At 71.9% G+C, this 21,925-nt stretch carries 18 protein-coding genes, 1 tRNA gene and 1 riboswitch; of the genes, 11 read left to right on the top strand and 8 right to left on the bottom strand.

Annotated features, from left to right (window positions below):
• Positions 1-47 precede the first annotated feature (47 nt).
• The gene (locus ACGFZP_RS11735) at positions 48-632 is read left to right on the top strand and encodes a DUF6309 family protein (RefSeq protein ID WP_392931170.1); all 585 of its coding nucleotides are present in this window, start codon (positions 48-50) and stop codon (positions 630-632) included.
• Here the strand turns inward: ACGFZP_RS11735 and ACGFZP_RS11730 are convergent.
• A complete protein-coding gene (locus ACGFZP_RS11730) occupies positions 629-1,381 on the bottom strand; it encodes an SDR family oxidoreductase (RefSeq protein ID WP_392931168.1) in 753 nt (250 codons plus the stop codon). The two genes, ACGFZP_RS11735 and ACGFZP_RS11730, sit on opposite strands and share 4 nt — an antisense overlap.
• A 181-nt stretch (positions 1,382-1,562) precedes the next feature.
• On the opposite strand from ACGFZP_RS11730, the gene ACGFZP_RS11725 reads away from it, so the two are divergent.
• On the top strand, positions 1,563-2,930 hold the full coding sequence (locus tag ACGFZP_RS11725) for an aspartate aminotransferase family protein (protein WP_392931166.1): 1,368 nt from the start codon (positions 1,563-1,565) through the stop codon (positions 2,928-2,930).
• 33 nt (positions 2,931-2,963) lie between these two features.
• On the opposite strand, the gene ACGFZP_RS11720 is transcribed toward ACGFZP_RS11725, so the two are convergent.
• The 4 genes from ACGFZP_RS11720 to ACGFZP_RS11705 all read right to left on the bottom strand — a co-directional run bounded on the left by ACGFZP_RS11720 (position 2,964) and on the right by ACGFZP_RS11705 (position 8,606).
• Positions 2,964-4,634, bottom strand: coding sequence for a dipeptide ABC transporter ATP-binding protein (locus ACGFZP_RS11720; RefSeq protein WP_392931164.1), 1,671 nt, complete (start codon positions 4,632-4,634; stop codon positions 2,964-2,966).
• Between the two features lie 29 nt (positions 4,635-4,663).
• Positions 4,664-5,752, bottom strand: a complete 1,089-nt coding sequence (locus tag ACGFZP_RS11715) for an ABC transporter permease (protein ID WP_392931162.1) — start codon at positions 5,750-5,752, stop codon at positions 4,664-4,666.
• A 41-nt stretch (positions 5,753-5,793) separates the two neighbouring features.
• On the bottom strand, positions 5,794-7,542 hold the full coding sequence (locus tag ACGFZP_RS11710) for an ABC transporter substrate-binding protein (RefSeq protein ID WP_392931160.1): 1,749 nt from the start codon (positions 7,540-7,542) through the stop codon (positions 5,794-5,796).
• An 83-nt stretch (positions 7,543-7,625) separates the two neighbouring features.
• Complete coding sequence (locus ACGFZP_RS11705; protein WP_392931158.1) at positions 7,626-8,606, bottom strand: ABC transporter permease; 981 nt, start codon at positions 8,604-8,606, stop codon at positions 7,626-7,628.
• 304 nt (positions 8,607-8,910) lie between these two features.
• A riboswitch (ZMP/ZTP riboswitch) is annotated at positions 8,911-9,006 on the top strand.
• 26 nt (positions 9,007-9,032) lie between these two features.
• Between ACGFZP_RS11705 and ACGFZP_RS11700 the strand changes: the two genes are divergently transcribed.
• Together ACGFZP_RS11700 and ACGFZP_RS11695 are read left to right on the top strand one after the other, a co-directional pair.
• On the top strand, positions 9,033-10,508 hold the full coding sequence (locus tag ACGFZP_RS11700; RefSeq protein ID WP_392932220.1) for a glycine hydroxymethyltransferase: 1,476 nt from the start codon (positions 9,033-9,035) through the stop codon (positions 10,506-10,508).
• Positions 10,509-10,963: 455 nt separating this feature from the next.
• Positions 10,964-11,953, top strand: a complete 990-nt coding sequence (locus ACGFZP_RS11695) for a class I SAM-dependent methyltransferase (protein WP_392931157.1) — start codon at positions 10,964-10,966, stop codon at positions 11,951-11,953.
• Positions 11,954-12,031: 78 nt separating this feature from the next.
• Here ACGFZP_RS11695 and ACGFZP_RS11690 read toward each other — a convergent pair whose 3' ends face one another.
• Positions 12,032-13,711, bottom strand: a complete 1,680-nt coding sequence (locus ACGFZP_RS11690) for an APC family permease (protein ID WP_392931155.1) — start codon at positions 13,709-13,711, stop codon at positions 12,032-12,034.
• 189 nt (positions 13,712-13,900) lie between these two features.
• Positions 13,901-13,988, bottom strand: a tRNA-Leu gene (locus tag ACGFZP_RS11685).
• A gap of 348 nt (positions 13,989-14,336) precedes the next feature.
• Between ACGFZP_RS11685 and ACGFZP_RS11680 the strand changes: the two genes are divergently transcribed.
• Positions 14,337-14,822, top strand: a complete 486-nt coding sequence (locus ACGFZP_RS11680) for an ATP-binding protein (RefSeq protein ID WP_392931153.1) — start codon at positions 14,337-14,339, stop codon at positions 14,820-14,822.
• A 35-nt stretch (positions 14,823-14,857) separates the two neighbouring features.
• On the opposite strand, the gene idi is transcribed toward ACGFZP_RS11680, so the two are convergent.
• Complete coding sequence (idi, locus tag ACGFZP_RS11675) at positions 14,858-15,529, bottom strand: isopentenyl-diphosphate Delta-isomerase (protein ID WP_392931151.1); 672 nt, start codon at positions 15,527-15,529, stop codon at positions 14,858-14,860.
• Positions 15,530-16,008: 479 nt separating this feature from the next.
• Here idi and ACGFZP_RS11670 point away from each other — a divergent pair, with 479 nt between their 5' ends.
• The 6 genes from ACGFZP_RS11670 to ACGFZP_RS11645 all read left to right on the top strand — a co-directional run bounded on the left by ACGFZP_RS11670 (position 16,009) and on the right by ACGFZP_RS11645 (position 21,496).
• Positions 16,009-16,764 carry a sugar phosphate nucleotidyltransferase gene (locus tag ACGFZP_RS11670; RefSeq protein ID WP_392931149.1) on the top strand — a complete coding sequence of 252 codons (756 nt, stop codon included), beginning with the start codon at positions 16,009-16,011 and terminating at the stop codon, positions 16,762-16,764.
• On the top strand, positions 16,752-17,813 hold the full coding sequence (locus ACGFZP_RS11665; protein WP_392931147.1) for an iron-containing alcohol dehydrogenase family protein: 1,062 nt from the start codon (positions 16,752-16,754) through the stop codon (positions 17,811-17,813). Before ACGFZP_RS11670 ends, ACGFZP_RS11665 begins: the two co-directional genes overlap by 13 nt.
• Positions 17,814-17,913: 100 nt before the next feature.
• A complete protein-coding gene (locus tag ACGFZP_RS11660) occupies positions 17,914-18,651 on the top strand; it encodes a CDP-alcohol phosphatidyltransferase family protein (RefSeq protein WP_392932218.1) in 738 nt (245 codons plus the stop codon).
• 65 nt (positions 18,652-18,716) lie between these two features.
• Complete coding sequence (locus tag ACGFZP_RS11655) at positions 18,717-19,562, top strand: glycosyltransferase family 2 protein (protein WP_392932216.1); 846 nt, start codon at positions 18,717-18,719, stop codon at positions 19,560-19,562.
• Positions 19,563-19,752: 190 nt separating this feature from the next.
• A complete protein-coding gene (locus tag ACGFZP_RS11650) occupies positions 19,753-20,694 on the top strand; it encodes an ABC transporter permease (RefSeq protein WP_392931145.1) in 942 nt (313 codons plus the stop codon).
• Positions 20,687-21,496, top strand: a complete 810-nt coding sequence (locus ACGFZP_RS11645) for an ABC transporter ATP-binding protein (RefSeq protein ID WP_392931143.1) — start codon at positions 20,687-20,689, stop codon at positions 21,494-21,496. Before ACGFZP_RS11650 ends, ACGFZP_RS11645 begins: the two co-directional genes overlap by 8 nt.
• Positions 21,497-21,925: the final 429 nt, after the last annotated feature.

Below are 21,925 nucleotides of genomic sequence, written 5' to 3'. Positions count from 1 at the left end.
CCGTATCCGCACCCGACCCGCCCGACAACGAATGGATCTGCCGCCCGATGAGAATTCTCGACCGGATCGATTTCGATACCGTACTCGGCCGCTACCGGCGGGACCACCCGGTGGACAGGGAGCACGAGGACAACTCCAACAGCGACGGCGACGCGCATCTGCTCACCGCCGAGGGGATGTTCGGCGGCTGGGGGCGGGTCCTGCTCGACCGCGCGGACGTGCTGGACACCGTGCTGCCCTGGCACCTCGGCGAGGGCGGCGAGCTGGAGCTCGTCCCCGCGACCGGGATGACCGTTGCCGAAGCAGTGGTCCGGCTGCGTGGGATCGGCGGCGGCTACAACGGGCTGAACCCCTCCTGCGCCCGCAAGCTGCGCCGCCAGGCCGAGGCCCCCTTCACCCCGGTCTTCCTGAGCGTCCCGGCCATCGGCAGCACCGACTACCAAGGGCTGCTGCGGGCGGACGGGCTGACCCATCTCGACGGCCTGCACCGCATGATCGCCTGGGAGCTGTACGGCAGGCTCGGTCCGGGCGTCGAGATCGAGGCGTATGTCGCGGGCCTTCCCGACCCCGCCGCCCCGGCGCCGGCACACGCCCCGGCGCCGGACCGCAGGCGGGAACCGTCAGACACCTAGCCCCGGCCGGCGTTGTACGGCATGGCGCTCGGCATCACCGTGACCGACGGGATGTTGACCCCCGGGGGGAGGGCCGCCATCGCCACCACCAGCTGCGCCACATGGCGGACGTCCATGGTCGGCTCGACCCTGAGGCTGCCGTCGGCCTGCCGAGCGGCGGGCTGCTCCCGGTCCTGGGGCGTCACGTTGCCGATGTCGATCTGCCCGCAGGCGATGTCGTACCGGCGGCCGTCCAGGGAGAGCGACTTGGTCAGTCCGGCCACCGCGTGCTTGGCGGCGGTGAACGCGATCGAGTCGGGGCGGGGGACGTGGGCCGACGGTGCGCCGTTGTTGATGATCCGCCCGCCGCGCGGCGACTGCTCCTTCATCATCCGGTACGCGGCCTGGGCGCAGAGGAAGCCGCCGGTGGCGATGGAGCCGAGCACCCGGTTCCAGTCCTCGACGGCGACGTCCTCGGTGGGGAGGTAGGGCATGGTGTCGGCCGCGTTGTTGAACAGCAGGTCGAGCCGGCCGAAGCGCAGGGCGACCTGGGCGAACAGGTCGGTCACGGCCCCCGGGTCGGTGATGTCGGCCGGGATCGGCACCAGCCGGTCGGCGAACGGGGCCCCGGCGAGCCGGGCGGTCTCCTCCAGTGCCTCCTTGCGGCGACCGACCAGGACGACCGTCCAGCCGTCCGCCGCCAGCGCCAGGGCGCAGGCCCGGCCGACATTGCTGCCCGCCCCGGTCACCACGGAGACCTTCGCAGCCATCGATGCAACTCCTCTGACATTACGGGGACATGACGAGAGATCAGTTTTTGGATGACGGCGGCCGCCGTCAAGAGTGCCGATCCGGTCAGGGGGCGGGCGCCGCGCGGCGGCCGGACCGGCAAGCGGCCCGGACCACGGGATCCGCGCCATGGGATCCGAACTACTGGGACAGGAAGAGCAGATGACCACTCAGCAGACCTTCGGCGCCGGCCCCGACTCCGGGACGCCGGTGGGGCCGCGGACCGAGACCAGCCGGGCCCTGTTTGATCGGGCGAAGAAGTCCCTTGCCGGAGGTGTCAGTTCGTCCTCCCGGATCACCTCCACCGGCCCGCACCCGTACCCGCTGTACATTGAACGCGGCTCCGGGGCGCACATCTGGGACGCCGACGGAAACGAGTACGTGGACTTCCTGATCTCCTACGGCAGCGCGGTGGTCGGCCACGCCGACCCGGAGATCACCCGGGCCCTGGGCGAGGTCCTGCGGACCGGCACGATGTTCGGCACCTGCAACCTGCCGGAGGTCGAACTGGCCGAGCAGATCCAGAAGATGGTGCCCTGCGCCGATCTGGTGCGTTACGCCAACTCCGGCTCGGAGGCGATCCAGGGCGCGGTCCGGGCGGCCCGCGGTTTCACCGGCCGGTCCAGGATTCTCAAGTTCGAAGGGCACTACCACGGTTGGGTGGACGCGCTGGCGATCTCCAACCGGCCCACCGCCGCCGAGGTGGGCCCGTACGAGGCGCCGGCCGCGGTGCCGCACTCGCCGGGCATTCCGGCGGGGGTGGTGGACGACGTGGTGGTCTGCCCGTGGAACGACCAGGACGCCTTCCGTACTGCGCTGGACGCCCATCGTGGTGAGCTCGCGGCGGTGATCTGCGAGCCGATCGTGGCCAACAACGCCTGTACCATGCCGGATCCGGGTTTCCTGGAGCTGCTGCGCGAGGAGTGCACCAGGCGGGGGGTGGTGCTGGTCTTCGACGAGGTCTGCACCGGCTTCCGGACCGGACCGGGCGGCGCGCAGTCGCTGTTCGGAGTCGTCCCCGACCTGGCGGTCTACTCCAAGGCGCTCGGTGGCGGCCTGCCCATCGCGGCCTTCGCCGGCCGGGCCGACATCATGGGCGAGGTCGCCGCCAACCGGGTCAAGCACGGCGGCACCTACAACGGCTCCCCGCTGTGCGCCACCGCCGCCCTGGTGACGCTCACCCGGCTCGCCGATCCGGCGGTCACCGGGTGGATCGACGAGGCCGGCCGACGCGTCATGACCGCCGTCCGCCGGGCCTCCCGCGACCACGGGGTCCCGTGCGCGGTCCAGGGCGTCGGCGCGATGTTCCAGGTGGTGTTCTCCGCCGACGGCGCCCCGACCCGGCAGTACCGCGACACCCTCACCCTGGACCAGCGGCGCTACGACGCCTTCCGGCACGCCCTGTTGGAACGCGGCATCCATGTGAACGCCTACGGGCTGGCCTGCTGGTTCGTCTCGGCCGCGGTGACCGCGGACGACGTGGAGGCGGCCTGTGCGGCGATCGACGAGGCCTTCGCGACGATCCGCTGAGCGCGGTCGGCCCCCGGCCGCCGGGGGCCGACCTCAGTGCGCGGCGGCGAGCAGCTCCCTGGTGTAGTCGGTGTGCGGGGCGGTGAACAGCCGGTCGCGGTCGGTGCTCTCGACCAGGCGGCCGTGGCGCATCACGGCCACGCGGTCGCAGAAGTGCCGGACCACCGCGAGGTCGTGGGAGACGAACAGGAAGGCGACGCCCAGCCGGTCGCGCAGCTCCATCAGCAGGTTGAGCACCTGGGCCTGCACCGAGACGTCCAGCGCGGAGACCGGCTCGTCGGCGATGATCAGGCGCGGTTCGGGTGCGAGGGCCCGGGCGATGCCGATCCGCTGGCGCTGGCCGCCGGAGAACTCGTGCGGGTAGCGGTCCAGGTGGGCGGCGGTCAGGCCGACCTGCTCCAGCAGCTCGGCGGAGCGCTCCCGCCGCTCGGGTGCGCTCAGGGCCGTGTGCAGCCGCAGCGGGGTGTCCAGGGTCCGGGCGACGGTGCGGCGCGGGTTGAGCGAGGCGTACGGGTCCTGGAACACCAGCTGGATCTCCCGGCTGAGCCGCCTGCGCAGCGCCCGGTCGGGGCGGGTGGCGTCCACGCCGTCGTACCGCAGCCGCCCGGCGGTGGGGGTCTGCAGCCCGGCCAGCACCCGGGAGGTGGTGGACTTGCCGGAGCCGGACTCGCCGACCAGGCCGAGCGTCTCGCCGGGCGCGATCCGCAGGCTGACGTCCTCCACCGCCCGGACGGGCGCGCCGCGCCGGCCGGGGAAGTGCACCGAGAGCCCCTCCGCCTCGACCAGCCAGCGCTGCGGCGGGGCCGTCGGGCGTTCGGCGAAGGAGAACGAGGGGGACGGCTCGTCAACCGTCGGCAGCGGGGTGCCCGGCACCGTCTCCAGGGTCAGCGCGGCGCCCACCAGGGCCCGGGTGTAGGGCTGTTGCGGCGCCGAGAGCAGCTCGGCGGTCGGCGCCGACTCGACCTGCCCGCCGTCGCGCAGCACCAGCGTGCGGTCCGTGGTGCCCGCGACCACGCCCAGGTCGTGGCTGACCAGCAGGACGGCCGTACCGTGCTCGCGCTGCAACTCCCCGAGCAGGTCGAGGACCTGGCGCTGCACCCGGGCGTCCAGCGCGGTGGTCGGCTCGTCGGCGATCAGCACGTCCGGGTCGTTCATCAGCGCCATCGCGATCATCACCCGCTGGCGCATCCCCCCGGAGAACTGGTGCGGGTAGTCGCGGATCCGGGCGGTCGGGATGCCGACCCGGTCGAGCATCGCGGCCGCCCGCCCGCGGGCCTCGGCCCGGCCCGCGCCCGGGTGGTGCAGCCGGTACATCTCGGCGAGTTGGGCGCCGACGCCGTGGAACGGGCTGAGCGAGGTGAGCGCGTCCTGGAAGACCAGGGCCACCCGGCCGCCGCGCACGCCGCGCAGCACGGACTCGGGCGCGCCGACGAGTTCCCGGCCGCCGAGCCGGATCGAGCCGGTGACGGTGGTGGTCCGCGGGTCGTGCAGGCCGAGCACGGCCAGCCCGGTCGCGGACTTGCCGGAGCCGGACTCGCCGACCAGGCCGAGGACCTCGCCCCGGGCGAGGTCGAAGGAGAGGCCGCGGACGGCGGCGACGGGGGCGCCGCCGCGCGGGTCGGCGAAGGTGACGGACAGGTCGCGGACGCTGAGGACGGGAGCGTCGGAGAGGGGGGCGCCGGGGGCGCTGGGGACGGCAGTCATGGCGGGGGCTCCGAAGCGGGGAGGCGAGGTCAGCTGAGGCGGATGCGCGGGTCGAGCCAGGCGACCGCGAGGTCGGCCAGCGCGACGAACAGCACCACGAAGCAGGCCGCCAGCAGGACGGCGCCGACCACGGCCGGCAGGTCCTGGCCCGCGACCGCCTCGGCCGCGAAGGTGCCGACGCCGTTCAGCCCGAACACCGTCTCGGTGATCACCGCGCCGCCCAGCAGCGCACCGGCCTCCAGGCCGAGCAGCTGCACCAGCGGTCCGGCGGCGCCCCGCGAGGTGTACTTGAGGTGGGCGCGCAGCCGGCCGAGGCCCTTGCCGCGTGCGGTGCGGACGTACTCCTCGTTCATCGTCTCCAGCAGCTGGGAGCGGGAGAGCCGCGCGAACACGGCCGAGTTGACGAAGCCGAGGACCAGCCAGGGCAGCAGCATCCCGCCCGCCCAGGCGGCCGGGTCGTCGGCCGGCGGGGTGTACGAGGGCAGCGGAAGCAGGCCGGTCGAGTACACCAGCGCCCACTGGGCGACGTACCCGAGGAAGTAGATCTGCACGCTCGCGCCGACCAGGGTGAAGCCGGACAGCAGCCGGTCGGTGCGGGTGCCGTGGCGCAGCGCGGAGACGAACCCGGTGCCGAGGCCGAGCACGAGCAGGACGGCCAGGGCGCCCGCGGTGAGCGAGAAGGTGACCGGCAGGTGGTCGACCAGCGCCTCGGTGACCGGCTGGTGCAGCCGGTAGGAGTAGCCGAGGCAGGGCGCGCCGCAGTGGATGACCGAGCCGTCGACGTCGCTGATGTCCCGGCCGGCGACCACCCCGGTGAGGTAGTCGGTGTACTGGGCGAGCAGCGGCTGGTCCAGGCCCATGCTCTGGCGGACCGCCGCGACCTGGCCGGAGTCGCAGCGCGGGCCGCAGGCGGCGCGGGCCGGGTCGGCGGGGGCGGCGTAGAAGAGGGCGAAGGCGGCGGCGGAGACCGCGACCAGGACGGCGAGGGCCTGGAGGGTCCGCCGCAGGGCGAAGGAGAGCATGGCCGGTCCGGGGTCGTCGGGGCGGGGGAGGAGGCGGGGGAGGCGGTGCTGCGCGGGGGTGGTGGCGGCCCGGGCCGCGTCAACGGCCGGGGCCACCAAGGGGATCGGGCCTGGCAGGGCCCGGGTGATCAGGGCGATCAGGACTTCAGGTACACCCAGCCCAGGCCGACCGTCCCGTAGATCGGGTGGATGAACGCCCCGCCGAGGTTGCTCCCGTGCAGCTGGTTGATGTTCGGGTAGGCGAACGGCAGCACCGGCAGGTCCTTCATCACGGTCTGCTCCAGCGCGTACAGCTCCTTGGCCTTCTGCCGGGGCTCGCCGATCTGGTTGATCCGGTCGATCTCCTTGTCCACCTCGGCGTTGTGGTACCGGGCGGAGTTGAGGTCGCTGTTGGCGCGGCCGTCGAAGGAGAACGGGATCAGCGTGGAGGGCGTCGGCCAGTCCACCGAACTGGTCTCCTCGAACAGGTCGTACGGGGAGTCGGGGCGGTGCGCCTCGTCCAGCAGGGCCTTCGGGTCGACCGGCTTGGGCACGATGGTGATGCCGGCCTTGGCGAAGCCCTCCACCAGCACCTGGGCGACCCGCTGCCCGTTGGGGGTGTTGGCGTACGCGTAGGTGAGGCCGGCCGGCGCCTGCCCGGCCTTGGCCAGGGCCTGCCTGGCGGCCTCCGGGTCGCCCTCCGGCTTGGCCGGGTACAGGTCGTACTTCTGCCAGTCGACCAGCGCGGGCGAGCTCAGCGTGGTGGCCAGCTCGCCGACCCGGCTGCCGCCCTGGACCTGCCGGGCCTGCTGGCGCGGGTAGGCGAGGTGCAGGGCCCGGCGGACCTCGACGTCCGGCACCCGCTCGTTGTTGACCACGAGCTGGGTGACGAAGGCGCCCTGCCGACCGGAGGCCACCAGCTCCCTGGCCTTCGGGTCGGTGTCGACGGTCTGGTACAGCTCGGGGGAGAGCACGGTGGAGACGGTGGTGGCATCGGCGCCGCCGTCGCGGCCGGAGAGGATCTCCTGGTTGATGTTGAGCGCCTCCTTGCCGAAGCTGAAGACGAACCTCTCCGGGTACTGGGTGCGGATCGGGTCGGTCTCCGGCTTCCAGTGCGGGTTGCGCTCCAGCACCATCCGGGTGTTCTGGACGTGCTCGGCGATCCGGTAGGGACCGCTGGAGAACGGCAGCCGGTCGTAGTCCGTCCCGGTGTCCTTGTCCTTGCGCACCGGCGAGGAGGAGGACTGCGCCGCCATGTACGGCACGTCGGCCTGCGGCTGCGGGAAGTGGAAGACGAGGGTGCGGTCGTCCGGGGTCTCGATCGCGGCGAGGTCGCCGTCCTGCGGGCCGGCGTACTTCTTGCGGGCGTCCTCGTAGCTGGCCTCGCCGGTCAGCCACTGCGGCCAGTACGGCGGGCCGACCTCGTAGCCCTTGCCGAAGCTGCGCTCGATGCCGTACCGGACCTGCTGGGAGGTGATCGGCTGGCCGTCCTCCCAGGCCACGCCCTCCTTGAGCCGGTACGTCCAGGTGCGGCCGCCGTCGGCGGACTGCCCGGTGTCGGTGGCGAGGTCGCCGACCAGCCTGGCCGTGCCGTCCACCACCTGGTACTGGGTCAGCTGCCGGCCCCAGAGCAGCGAGGTGTTGTACGCGGCGCCGGCGTACACCTTCTGCGGGTCGAGGTGGCGGAAGTCGGTGGCGTTGTAGACGTTGACCGTGCCGCCCGCGCGGGCCCCCGGCACGGCGGGGGCGGGGCCGGCGCTCTCCTTCTCGGTGCCGAGCGCGGCGGTCAGCGGGGAGGTGCCCTTGGCGGCGGTGCTCCCGCCGGTGCTGGAGCCCGCGCCGGCCGAGCAGGAGGTCGCCAGCAGCGCGGTGGCGAGGACGGCAAGGGACGGTTTGATCCAGCGCATGGCGAATCTCTCCTTGCCCCGGGATCCGGGGCGGCTAGGTGAAATGGGGAGCCGGGCGAAAAAGAAGGAGGAGGGGAGGGCCGTCAGCGGCCGGCCCGCGGATCGAGCGCATCGCGCACCGCGTCCCCGAGCAGGTTGAAGGCGAGCACGAACAGCAGCAGCGCCACACCGGGGAAGAACATGTACGTCGGGTCGGCCTGGAAGACCTCGGACCCGCGGGCGATCATCCGGCCCCAGTCCGGGACCGGCTCGTTGATGCCGACCCCGAGGAACGAGAGCACCGCCTCGGTGGCGACGAACGTCGGCACCGCCATCGTGGCGTGCACCAGCAGCTGCGCCCGGACGTTCGGCAGCAGTTCACGGAAGACGATATGGAATCCGCTCGCCCCCTGGGCCCGGGCGGACTGCACGAAATCCCTTTCCCTAAGCGACCGCACGGAGGCGCGCAGGGAAAGCGCGAGCGGAATCCAGCCGAACGCGGAGAACACCAGGATCAGGATCAGGAACTGCATCCACTCCGGTTCCGCGGCGCCCGGATCGACCAGCCGGGACTGGATGACCGGACTGAGTGAGAGCAGCAGCAGAAGCGTCGGAAAAGCCAGCAGCACATTCGAGAGGAAACCGAAGAGCCGGTCCGTGATCCCGCCGAGGTAGCCCACCGCGACCCCGGCCAGCACACCGAGCGCGGTGGTGACGGCCGCCGCGGCGAAGGCGATCAGCAGCGAGGTGCGCATGCCGTGGAGCAGCTGGGTGAACACGTCGCGGCCGAGCCCCGGCTCCAGGCCGAACCAGAAGTCCCCGGAGATCCCGCCGTTCGGCAGGACCGGCAGTCCACCATCGCTGAGCAGGCCGGGAGTGTTCTGGCCGTAGTGCTCGACCGGGTTGCGCCCGTACAGCGCGGCGATCAGCGGGGCGGCCAGGGCGAGCAGCAGGAAGAGCAGGACGACGGTGAGGGCGGCGGTGCCGGTCCGGGTGCGGAGGATCCGGCGCAGCAGGCCCTGCGGGGCCGGTGCGGCGGCCGGCGCCTGGGCGGCCGGCTCTGCGACTGTCTCGACCACTGCCATGAGAGGCGTACTCCCCGAATTCTCCGCCGCCCCGTGGGTGAGGGTGCGCTGGTGTGCATTTCCGGACGGGTGCCGGGGGTTTCCCGGCGGCCCGTCGAACGCCATCAGATCGGATGCGCCGGGCGTTTCGCAAATCATTCCGACCCGAACTCTCCGGCAATGTTGCGGGGATTATGACGGCTTCATTCCGCCGCAATACTGCCGTCGCAATAGAACGGACATTCAGTGGCAAAGGGTGCGCCTGGGCGGGCCCTGTCCCGTATGTTGAGATCTCCACCACAGCGCGCCGGGCGTTGGTACGATCCCGGTGAGCCGCGACTGGCGCGCAGGGATGGAATCAACCATCGGGAAGCGGCTCCGTGAATCCTCACGTCAGTTGCCGTGCGCCTGGGCCGTCCGCATCCCGATGAGGAGACAGCCTTGGCCATCCCCGGCACCCCCGACGCCGCACGGCAGCCGCACACCGCCGCGAGCGCCACCGCCAACACCGCCTTCCGCAGCGCCCTCGACGTCGTCCGCGAGGTCGAACCCCGCATCGCCGCCGCCATCGGCCAGGAGATCGAGGACCAGCGCTCCTCGCTCAAGCTGATCGCCAGCGAGAACTACGCCTCCCCCGCCGTCCTGCTCGCCATGGGCAACTGGCTCAGCGACAAGTACGCCGAGGGCACCGTCGGCCGCCGCTTCTACGCCGGCTGCCGCAACGTCGACACCGTCGAGTCCCTCGCCGCCGAGCACGCCCGCGCCCTGTTCGGCGCCGACCACGCCTACGTCCAGCCGCACTCCGGCATCGACGCCAACCTCACCGCCTTCTGGGCCGTGCTCTCCCAGCGCGTGGAGAGCCCCGCCCTCAAGCGCGCCGAGGTCCGCAACGTCAACGACCTCACCGAGGAGGACTGGGCCGAGCTGCGCCGCGAGCTCGGCAACCAGCGGATGCTCGGCATGTCCCTGGACACCGGCGGCCACCTCACCCACGGCTTCCGCCCCAACATCTCCGGCAAGATGTTCGACCAGCGCAGCTACGGCACCGACCCGGCCACCGGCCTGATCGACTACGACGCCCTGCGCGCCACCGCCCGGGAGTTCCGTCCGCTGATCCTGGTGGCCGGCTACTCGGCCTACCCGCGCCGGGTCAACTTCCGCCTCATGCGCGAGATCGCCGACGAGGTCGGCGCGACCCTGATGGTCGACATGGCGCACTTCGCCGGCCTGGTCGCGGGCAAGGTCCTCACCGGCGACCACGACCCCGTCCCGCACGCCCACATCGTCACCACCACCACCCACAAGTCGCTGCGCGGCCCGCGCGGCGGCATGGTCCTCTGCACCTCGGAGCTGGCCGAGCACGTGGACCGGGGCTGCCCGCTCGTCCTCGGCGGCCCGCTCTCGCACGTGATGGCCGCCAAGGCCGTCGCCTTCGCCGAGGCCCGCCGCCCGGAGTTCCAGGACTACGCCCGCCGGGTCGTCGACAACGCGCAGGCGCTCGCCGAGGGGCTGCTGCGCCGCGGCGGCCGCCTGGTGACCGGCGGCACCGACAACCACCTGGTGCTCGCCGACGTCTCCGGCTACGGCCTGACGGGCCGTCAGGCCGAGTCCGCCCTCCTGGACTCGGGCATCGTCACCAACCGCAACTCCGTCCCGCAGGACCCGAACGGCGCCTGGTACACCTCCGGCGTCCGGATCGGCACGCCCGCGCTGACCACCCGGGGCCTGGGCGTCGCGGAGATGGACGAGATCGCCGGCCTGATCGACACCGTGCTGCGCGGCACCACCCCGGCGGCCGGCCCCGGCGGTGCGCCCTCCAAGGCCCAGTACGCGCTGGACGAGGCGCTGCGCGACGGCGTCGCCAAGCGGGCCGCGGACCTGCTCGCGGGCTTCCCGCTCTACCCGGGCGTCGACCTGGTCTGACGGTGGGACCACGTGCGGCCGGACGGCCGCACGGTCGGGTACGCGGGGGTGTGGGCCGGTCGGCCCGCACCCCCGTTGTGCTCGGCGCCGCGGCGCCCTGGGCCGCGGGGCCCCGTGAGCGGGGGAGATCATTCCGGCGGATGGTGACAAACCGGGCGCTAGGCGGCAGGATGGAGAACTGCGTTCGCGTTGCCGTGTTCACCGTCCGGTCGTGAAGTGACGGTCCACGAAACTCTCTCGCCGAAAACCGCCGCACAGCCGATCGCAGAGCTGTAGATTGCAGCGAACTCGGGCGCGTGGGACTACTGTTGCCGTTGGGTTGAAGTGGCGTGGACTCCCTCAGAACGGCAGGCCACCCGGACCGCGGACGAGGTGTTCCCGCCGCCGGAAAGAGTCGTCGAAGAGAGTCCGAGACCGTTCCCGCAGGTCCTCCGTACCGCGTAAGGAGCATCCCAGTGACCGACACCGCGTTGACCGGTGAGCAGCCACGGCTTGTCGAGCCCGCCGTGCTGGACGATGTACCCGGTTGGTTCTGGGACCACGACCGCCATCTCTTCGAATGGTTCCTGAGCCGGCAGGAGAAGGCCGAGCTCACCGGCGACCTGCTGGAGATGGGCGCCTACCTGGGCCGCAGCGCCATCGTGATCGGCGAGCACCTGCAGGACGGCGAGACCTTCACGGTCTGCGACCTCTTCGACTCGGACGCGCCGGACGACGAGAACGCCGCCGAGATGGACATGTCCTACCGCAAGACGCTCACCCGGTCCGCGTTCGAGTCCAACTACCTCTCCTTCCACGAGCGGCTGCCGGAGATCATCCAGGCGCCGACCTCGACCCTGGCCGGCGGCCGGGTGGCGGCCGGCTCGTTCCGCTTCATCCACATCGACGCCTCGCACCTGTACGAGCACGTGGTGGGCGACCTCCAGGTCGCCCGGGTGGCACTGGACCCGCAGGGCGTGGTGGTCCTGGACGACTACCGCTCCGCGCACACGCCCGGGGTCGCCGCCGCGACCTGGGAGGCGGTCTTCAACCACGGCCTCAAGCCGATCGTGCTGACCGAGTGCAAGTTCTACGGCACCTGGGGGGACCCGGACCAGGCCCAGCTGGACCTGCTGCACGGGGTCGACCTGGCCGAGGGCTGTCAGCTCAGCGTGGAGACCCTGAACGGGCGGCGCGTCCTGCGGATCACCGGCACCTCGGAGGGCATCGAGCCGTTCCGCGCCTCCCGCCACTACGACCGGCTGAGCGCCGAGGCCGCCCGTCGTGAGGCGGTCGAGGCCCGCCGCGAGGTCGAGCGGGCCCAGGAGCAGGCCGCCGTGGACCTCGCGGAGCGCCGCGCCCGGGCCGCCGAGCGCCGCCGCCCGACCAACGTCGCCAAGCGCGTCGCCGGGGACCTGCTGCCGCCGGTGGTCACCTCCGCGATCCGCCGCGCCCGCCGGGGCTGAACCCGGCCGGACACACCGCATGCGCCGACCGGGCGGGCCCGGTCGGCGCATGCGTGAATGCCCCGCACCCGGGCCGCATCAGACCCGTGCGGCCTCCGGCTCGCCGGCCGGCCGCTGCGCGTCGTCGCCCGCCGCACCCGCACCCGCAACCTCCGCCGGGGCGGTGAGCTCCTGGCGCACCTGCGCCAGCGAGGGGTTCTGCCAGGCGCTGCGCACCCCCCACCGGTAGAACGCCAACGCGATGACGGCGACGGTCAGCAGGTCCCAGCCCGGCGCCAGGTAGCCGCGCCCGCCGAACTCCGTGCCGCCGGCCCAGGACACGCCGGCCATGACGAACAGGTAGGCGATCACCCAGACGCCGGCCAGCAGGTGCGGCTTGAGCTCCGCCCACGGCCTGCGCAGCTCGTACCAGGCCCAGATCGGCAGACCGGCGGCCATCAGCAGGATGACCTTGCCGGTCAGCGGCCAGCGCGCCCAGTAGAGCACCAGCGAGCCGAACACCATCGCGACCGGGGCGATCACCGGCATCGCCCGCAGCTTCACCGGGCGCGGCAGGTCCGGCGCGAGCCGGCGCAGCGCCATCACGGCGACCGGGCCGGTGATGTAGGAGATGACGGTCGCGACCGAGACGATCTCGGCGAGCGAGCCCCAGCCGCGGAAGACCGCCAGGAACAGGAAGGCGATCAGCAGGTTGAGCAGCAGGGCCGGCCGCGGGATGCCGGTCTTGCGGTCCACCCGGCCGAAGACCGCCGGCAGGTGCCCGTTCTCCTGCACCCCGTGGATCATGCGCGAGGTGGTGGCGGCGTAGATCATGCCGGTGCCGCTGGGGGAGACGAAGGCGTCCGCGTAGAGCAGCAGGGCGAGCCAGTTGAGGCCCCAGGCGATGGACAGGTCGGCCAGCGGCGAGGTGTACCCGAGGCCGCTCCACCCGTTGGCCAGGTCGGCCGTCGGCACCGCGCCCAGGAACGCGACCTGCAGCGCGACGTAGATCACCAGGGCGATCAGGATCGACCCGATCACGGCCTTGGGCAGCGACCTGCCGGGGTTGCGGGCCTCTCCGGCCAGGTTGAGCGGGGACTGGAACCCGTTGAACGCCCAGACGATGCCGGAGACGGCCACCGCCGTGAACACCGCGCTCCAGCCGTTCGGCGCGAAGCCGCCGTGGTCCTGGAAGTGGGCGGTGTCGAAGTGCGCCAGCAGCAGGCTGCCGGCGGTCAGCGCGGGTACGACCACCTTGAACACGGTGATCGCGGTGTTGGTCTTCGCGAACAGCGTGATCGCGAACCAGTTCAGCAGGAAGTACCCGACCAGCAGCACACTGGCCAGCGCCACCCCCGTGATCGTCAGCTCCTCGCCGTCGAACAGCCCCTGCGCCCACCCGAAGTGCCAGGAGCTCATGTACTGCACCGAGGCGGTGGCCTCACCCGGGATCACCGAGACGATGGCGATCCAGTTCGCCCAGGCGGCCAGGTACCCCGCCAGCGACCCGTGCGAGTACTGCCCGTACCGCACCATCCCGCCGGCCTTGGGGAACATCGACCCCAGCTCGCTGTAGGTCAGGGCGATGGTCAGTGCCACCACGGCGCCGATCACCCACGCGACGATCGACGCCGGCCCGGCCAGCCGGGCGGCCCGCTCGGCCCCGAAGAGCCAGCCCGACCCGATGATCGAGCCCAGACCGACAGCGGTGAGGCTGATGGTTCCGAGCGAGCGGCGGTAGTTCTGGTGGGATGCCGTCGTCGACTCAGGCGCGCTCAACTATCAGTCCTCCATCTGGGTAAATTCCGGGCAAACGGGAAACACCCTATGAGGAAGAAACGGGCGAAAGCCTCAGATCGAGCTCAGACCACACCGATCGTTGCTGTCTCGTGTCCGGATATCGGACAACTGTGGACAGGGAAAACAGAAATTCCCCGTGGGCTCCAAGAGCCTCACGGGGAATTCCTTTGGTGTCCGAGGGGGGACTTGAACCCCCACGCCCGATAAAGGGCACTAGCACCTCAAGCTAGCGCGTCTGCCATTCCGCCACCCGGACAGGGTGTGTGCTTCGGGGGTTTCTCTCGGCGCCCCCTTGGCGACAGAGAGAACATTACCAGGGTTCTGGAGTGCTTCTCACCTGCGTTTCTTGGCGGTGGGGAGGCGGTGGGAGCGCCGCCCGACCGCCGGGGGGATCCGGGCCCGACGGGGCCGTGGAGGGAAGGAAGAGGAAGGAAGCGGTCGGGTTGGGCGCGGGGAGCGGTCAGGATCCGACAGGAGTGGTCCGACACGGGCAAGTTGTCGACGCTGCCGCGGCGCCGGGGGTCGCTCTCCTAGCCTCTGTGGACCAAGGGCGCCATGAGCGGAACGCCTGATTCCCGGGGTCGCGGACGAAGGGCGGCTGGACGTGGAGCAGATCAGCGGGGCGGCGAAGGCCGAGCCGAGACGGGGGGCGGCCGGACCGGCCGAGGGGGTGTGGCGGTTCCGGGTGCCGGCCGTGGCGGCCTCGGTGCCGCGGACCAGGCACGCGGTGCGGGACCGGCTGCTGGCCCAGGGGATGGCCGGGGTGCGCTACCAGGAGCTGGTGGACGACCTGCTGCTGATCGTCTCGGAGCTGGTGAGCAACGCGGTGACCCATGCGGCGGAGCTGTCCCCCGAGGTGACCACGGAGCTGCTGGTGCAGCGCGGCTGGGTACGGGTGTCGGTCGAGGACGGCGACCCGTACCGGCCCAAGGCGCTGGAGAGCGACACCGGACGGACCGGCGGACGCGGACTGCTGCTGGTGAAGAGCGTGACCCTGCAGGCCGGCGGGGTCTGCGACGTGGAGCGGACCGGGGAGGGCGGCAAGGTGATCTGGGCCTCGCTGCCCGTCCCCCCGGCGACGGACGCCTAGGGCCCGTCCTCAAACCCGCGTCCGCGGGCCTTCTGCTACCAGTCGTGGCCGGCGATCTCGCGGATCCCCGGCAGGGCCGCCTCGAAGACGGTCTGGAACCAGACCGAGAACGGCCGCTCCGCCTGCAGCTCGCGCAGCTCCTGCGCGCTGACGAAGGCGTAGTCGTCGACCTCGTCCGGTTCGGGCACCACCGGGGCGGTGACCAGGCCGACGAACAGGTGGTTCCACTCCCGCTCGATCAGGCCGGAGGCCTCGTCGGGGAGGTCGTAGCGCACCGTCCCGGCCTCGCAGAGCAGCGCCGGGGCGACGCCCAGCTCCTCGGCGGTGCGCCGGGCGGCCGCCACGAAGGGGCGCTCGTCCGGGTACGGGTGGCCGCAGCAGGTGTTCGACCAGACACCGGGGGAGTGGTACTTGCCGAGCGCGCGGCGCTGGAGCAGCAGCCGGCCCTGCCGGTCGAAGAGGAACACCGAGAACGCCCGGTGCAGCCGGCCGGGCTGCTGGTGGGCCCAGTGCTTCTCGGCGGTGCCGATGGTCGCACCCTCGTCGTCGACCAGCTCCAGCAGGATCTCGGTGGAGACGGAGCCCGGACCCGAGCCGACGGCGGAGTCGGCGGCGGCCGCAGCGGCCGGGAGGTCGGTCTCCACGTCGAGACCGGTGTCGATCTCCGCGCTGAAGTGCGTCGGGTTGGTCGGCGGACTCTGGGGCATGAGGCCTCTTTCGGGGGCGGTCGGAGCACCGGTGGCGTCGGGCTCCAGTCTGCCGTATGGGTGGCGGTGCGTACGGGTCCGACGCACAACGGGGCGGATCATGGCGCTTCAGGGCCGATTCCGGCCATGGGAATAGCAGGAGAGTTCGGTACGCGTTCGGAGTCCGTTCGGTCAGGGGCCGGAAAGCGGCCCGACGCCGGCCGAACGACCACCCCGGCGACACCCCTCCTCCACGGCGATCACGGCGACCCACACCACTCCGCGCCGCTCCACACCGCTTCGCCCCGCCGCGCGACCCCCCGGCCCCCAGCCCCCGCGCACAGCCCCCCGGCCGCGTTCCGGCTGGTCGCCACGGTCGCCTACCATCACATACGACACGGTGCCCGCATCTGCGGCGGGACCGGCGCGCCACCCGAAGGGCTCGACCCCGTGGACGCCGGGCACACCAGCGCACAGCACGACGGATCAGGAGACACCGCATGATCGGCCTCGTTCTGGCAGCCGGCGCCGGCCGCCGGCTGCGCCCGTACACCGACACCCTTCCCAAGGCGCTGGTGCCGGTCGACGGGGAGCGGACCATCCTGGACCTCACGCTCGCCAACTTCGCCGAGGTCGGCCTGCGCGACGCGGCGATCGTGGTCGGCTACCGCAAGGAGGCCGTGTACGACCGCAAGGCGGCCCTGGAGCGGAAGTACGGCGTCAAGCTCACCCTCGTCGAGAACGACAAGGCCGAGGAGTGGAACAACGCCTACTCCCTCTGGTGCGCCCGCGAGCTCTTCGCCGAGGGCCTGCTGCTGGCCAACGGCGACACCGTCCACCCCGCCTCCGTCCAGACCACCATGCTGGAGGGCAACCGCCGCCTCGTCGAGGCCGGCGAGACCCCCGGCATCCTGCTCGCCCTCGACACGGTGAAGAAGCTCGCCGACGAGGAGATGAAGGTCGTCGTCGACCCGGCCACCGGCATGCGGCGGATCACCAAGCTGATGGACCCGGCCGAGGCCACCGGCGAGTACATCGGCCTCACCGTGATCAACCCCTCCGCGGCCGCCGACCTCACCGACGCCCTGCGCGCCACCTACGAGCGCGACCCGCAGCTCTACTACGAGGACGGCTACCAGGAGATGGTCGACCGCGGCCTGCGGATCGCCGTGCAGCCGATCGGCGAGGTCTCCTGGGTCGAGGTCGACAACCACGACGACCTGGCGAAGGCGCGGGAGATCGCGTGCCAGTACTGACCCGGCTGGTTCCGTCGCCGGTCTTCGTCGAGATCCGCGCCGGGGCGCTGGACGCGCTGGCCGGCATCCTCGCCGACCAGCGGCTGTCCGCCTCCGGCCGGATCGCGGTGGCGATCAGCAACGGCTCGGGCACGGTGCTGCGCGAGCGCCTGGAGCCGGCCCTGCCCGGCGCCGACTGGTACAACGTCCAGGACGGCAGCCTGGACAGCGCGGTGCGGCTGGCCGACGAGATGCGCGGCGGCCACTACGACGCCATCGTGGGCCTCGGCGGCGGCAAGATCATCGACGCCGCCAAGTACGCCGCCGCCCGGGTCGGCCTGCCGCTGGTCGCGGTCGCCACCAACCTCGCCCACGACGGCATCTGCTCCCCGGTCTCCACCCTGGACAACGACGCCGGACGGGGCTCCTACGGCGTGCCCGGCCCGATCGGGATCGTCGTCGACCTCGACGTCATCCGCCAGGCCCCGCCCCGCTTCGTCGCGGCCGGCATCGGCGACGTCGTCTCCAACATCTCGGCCTGCGCGGACTGGGAACTCTCCCACGCCGAGACCGGCGAGCCGGTGGACGGACTGGCCGTCGCGATGGCCCGCTCGGCGGGCGAGAACCTGCTGCGACACCCAGGAAACCTTCAGGATCAGGACCTCCTCACGGCCCTCGCGGAAGCCCTGGTACTGTCCGGCATCGCGATGAACATCGCGGGCAGCACCCGGCCCTCGTCGGGCGCCTGCCACGAGATCTCGCATGCCCTGGACGTGCTGTATCCCAAGCGGTCCGCCCAGCACGGCGAACAGGTCGGCCTCGGGGCCGCCTTCGCCAGCTTCCTGCGGGGCGAGCGCGAGCTGACCGGTCTGATCGTGGAGCGCCTGGCGCGCCACGGACTGCCGGTGACCGCGGCTCAGATCGGCTTCACCGAGGCGGAGTTCACCGAAGCGGTGCACTACGCTCCGAACACCCGCCCGGGCCGCTTCACCATCCTTGAGCACCTCGACCTCTCCCCATCAGCAATCAGGGACGCGTACGCCGACTATGTCCAAGCCGTCAACAGCTGACCCCTCCACCACGGGCACCCAGACCGCCACCCCGCCCCCCGTGGACCTGACCCGTCGGCCCTCCATCGAGGAGCTCCGCTCGGTCATCCACCCGGAGGGCATGCTCCAGCGCCGAAGCGCCGAGCACTGGGCGGGCCGCCTGTACATGCGGAAGATCTCGCTGCGGATCACGCGCGTGCTCTCCACCGTCACGGCGATCACGCCCAACGGCCTGACCTACCTGATGATGTTCACCGGCATCCTGGCCGGTGCCGCCCTGGTCGTCCCCGGCATCACCGGCGCCGTCCTCGGCGCCCTGCTCATCCAGGTCTACCTGCTGCTCGACTGCGTGGACGGCGAGGTCGCCCGCTGGCGCCGGCAGACCTCGCTGACCGGCGTCTACCTGGACCGGGTCGGCCACTACATGTCCGAGGCGGCCCTGCTCACCGGCCTCGGCCTGCGCGGCTGCGACCTGTTCCACAAGGCCGGCGACGCCTCGCACTGGGAATGGGCCTTCCTCGGCACCCTCGCCGCGCTCGGCGCCATCCTGATCAAGTCCGAGACGGACCTGGTCGACGTGGCCCGCGCCCGCAGCGGACTGACGGCGGTCGAGGACAGCGCCTCGGTGCCGCGCTCGGCCGGAGTGGCCAAGGCCCGCCGGGCGGCCTCCCTGTTCAAGTTCCACCGCCTGGTGGGCGCCGTCGAGGCCTCGCTGTTCATCCTCGCCGCCGGCATCGCCGACGCCGTCCACGGCGGTCTGTTCTTCACCCGCGTCGCGGTGGTCGTGCTGGCCGCGATCGCCATGCTGCAGACCGTGCTGCACCTGCTGAGCATCGTCCTGTCCAGCAGGCTCCGGTGAGCGCCGTGACGCAACACCCCCGGACCGGCGCCGCCGACTTCCGGCTCGGCGCGGTCATCATCACCATGGGCAACCGCCCGGCCGAGCTGAACGCCCTGATCGAGTCCGTCCGCGCCCAGGAGGGCCCGGCCGTCGAGCTGGCCGTGGTCGGCAACGGCGCCCCGCTGCCGCCGCTCCCGGCGGACGTGCGCGGCGTCGAGCTGCCGGAGAACCTCGGCATCCCCGGCGGGCGCAACGTCGGCATCGAGCTGTTCGGCAAGGACGGCCGGGACGTCGACGCCGTCCTCTTCCTGGACGACGACGGCCGGCTGCCGGGCACCGACTCGGCTCGGCTGCTGCGCGAGGCCTTCGCCGCCGACCCGGAGCTGGGCATCGTCAGCTTCCGGATCGCCGACCCCGACACCGGCGTCACCCAGCGCCGGCACGTCCCCCGGCTGCGCGCCAGCGACCCGCTGCGCTCCTCCCGGGTGACCACCTTCCTGGGCGGCGCCAGCGCCGTGCGCTGCACGGTGTTCGAGCAGGCCGGCCAGCTGCCCGCCGAGTTCTTCTACGCGCACGAGGAGACCGACCTCGCCTGGCGCGCGCTGGATGCCGGCTGGGCCATCGACTACCGGGCGGACGTGGTGCTGCACCACCCGACCACGTCCCCCGCGCGGCACGCCTCGTACTTCCACAACGTGGCCCGGAACAGGGTTTGGCTCGCAAGGCGGAACCTTCCGGCCCTGTTGGTGCCTCTCTACCTGGGAACCTGGTTTCTGCTGACCCTGGCCCGCCGCCCCTCTCCGGAGGCGCTGAAGGCCTGGTGGGGCGGGTTCCGGGCGGGCTGGCGCGAACCCTGCGGTACGCGGCGGCCCATGCGATGGCGTACCGTTTGGCGACTGACCAGGCTGGGCCGACCGCCGGTCATCTGACCGTATGGTCGGGCGGCTATGCGGTGATTTGAACCGCGCGGTTCAAACGTCGTACGGTCGTCCGATCGCAGCGGCCGGTGACCACACACCGGCCGGACTCCCCCGTGATCCGAGTGGATCCCCCTCGGCGCAAGGCCGGCGGACCCCCGCCGACCGGCCGCCCCGACCCGATCCCGCGCGAAGGACGAATGTGTCGACAGTGAGTGAACCCGTCAGCCTCTCAGCCCCGAGGGGGGCGGACGCGGGCCTGACCCCCAAGCAGCTTGCGGACAAGTACGGTCTGGCGGTCAGCGGCAGACGACCGGGCCTCGTCGCCTACTCCAAGCAGCTGTGGGCCCGCCGGCACTTCATCTGGGCCTTCGCCACCGCCCGCCTGGTGGCCCAGTACACCGACGCCAAGCTCGGCCAGCTCTGGCAGGTCGTGACCCCGCTGCTGAACTGCGCGGTGTTCTACCTGGTCTTCGGTGTGATCCTGAAGAGCAAGGACGGGTTCCCGGACGGCACCTACACCGCGTGGCTCTGCATCGGTGTCTTCGTCTTCCAGTTCACCCAGAACGCGGTGCAGTCCGGCACCCGGGCGATCTCCGACAACCTCGGGCTGATCCGCGCGCTGCACTTCCCCCGGGCCTCGCTGCCGATCGCCTTCACGGTGATCCAGCTCCAGCAGCTGCTGATCTCGATGGTCGTGCTGGTCGGTGTCGTGCTGGCCAGCGGTATCGAGCCGGGCCGGACCTGGCTCGCGGTGGTCCCGGCGCTGCTCCTGCAGTCGCTGTTCAACACCGGTGTGGCCCTGGTGATGGCGCGGGTCGGTGCCAAGACCAGCGACATCTCCCAGCTGATCCCGTTCGCGATGCGCGCCTGGATGTTCCTCTCCGGCGTGATGTTCAGCATCCAGGACAAGATCAGCACCTGGCCGGAGTTCTGGCAGAAGGTGATGCAGTTCAACCCGGCCTCGGTCTACATGGACCTGCTCCGGCACGCCTTCGCGCCGGTCATCTACAACAAGCACGTCCCCCAGCACCAGGTGTTCCCGCCGCACCAGTGGACGTACGGCATCGCCTGGGCGGTCGGGATGTTCGTGATCGGATACGTCTTCTTCTGGAAGGCCGAGGAGGAGTACGGCCGTGGCTGACACCGACCTGCGAAAGGGCCTGACCGTGCAGGACGCCGACGTCGCCCGCGAGCCCACCGTCGTCGTCGACGACGTGCACATCGTCTACCGGGTGCACGGCGCCGGCTCCGGGAAGGGCAGCGCCACCTCCGCCGTCAGCCGCATCCTCAGCCGCAAGCGCTCCGCGGGCGTCCGCGAGGTGCACGCGGTGCGCGGGATCAGCTTCACCGCGTACAAGGGCGAGGCGATCGGTCTGATCGGCTCCAACGGCTCCGGCAAGTCGACCATGCTGGCCGCCATCGCGGGCCTGCTGCCGACCGAGAAGGGCGGCATCTACACCAACGGCCAGCCCTCGCTGCTGGGCGTCAACGCGGCGCTGATGAACGAGCTCACCGGCGAGCGCAACGTCGTCCTCGGCTGCCTGGCGATGGGGATGACCCCGGCCCAGGTGCGGGAGCGCTACCAGGACATCGTCGAGTTCTCGGGCATCAACGACAAGGGCGACTTCATCTCCCTGCCGATGCGCACCTACTCCTCCGGGATGGGCGCCCGCCTGCGGTTCTCCATCGCGGCGGCGAAGACCCACGACGTGCTGCTGATCGACGAGGCGCTGGCCACCGGCGACCAGGCGTTCCAGCAGCGCAGCAAGAAGCGGATCGACGAGCTGCGCGGCTCCGCCGGTACGGTCTTCCTGGTCAGCCACGACAACAGCTCGATCCGCGAGGTCTGCGAGCGGACCATCTGGATCGAGGCCGGCGAGCTGGTGATGGACGGCCCGACCGAGGAGGTCGTGAGCCGCTACGAGCGCGGCGAGCGCCCGTAGCGCGAACAGGCCCGTACCGAGGGGCCGGCGCCGGGGAATCCGCCCGGCACCGGCCCCTTGTCGTGCGTCCGACACTTTGCAAAGTGCCGGACGCACGGCGGTGCCGCCCGGGGCGCCCTGGCCTCCCGGGTGCTTTGGGCACTTCGGGCACTTTGCAAAGTGCCCGGGGGCACCGCCGCACCCTCGTGGCACCCCCCTCGGGAACTTTGCAAAGTTTCCAACTGTTTGCAAAGTGCTCTGCCCGGGCTGCCGCGGCCGGGCGGCGTGCGCCCCCGGCGAGCGGGGGTGCCCGGTCGGCCGTCGGCTGTGCGGGTGAGCGCCCCGTGCGCCGGGCGGGGCGCCCTTCTCGGGCGAGCCCGGTGGTGTCAGGCTGTATGCGGGGGAGTGGTGTGCCGGGCGTGGCGGCCGAATCGGACGCGTGTCCGAGTG

The sequence above is a fragment of the Kitasatospora sp. NPDC048239 genome (genome assembly GCF_043202015.1).
Classification (GTDB): domain Bacteria; phylum Actinomycetota; class Actinomycetes; order Streptomycetales; family Streptomycetaceae; genus Kitasatospora.
This window is presented reverse-complemented; position numbering and strand designations above follow the sequence as displayed.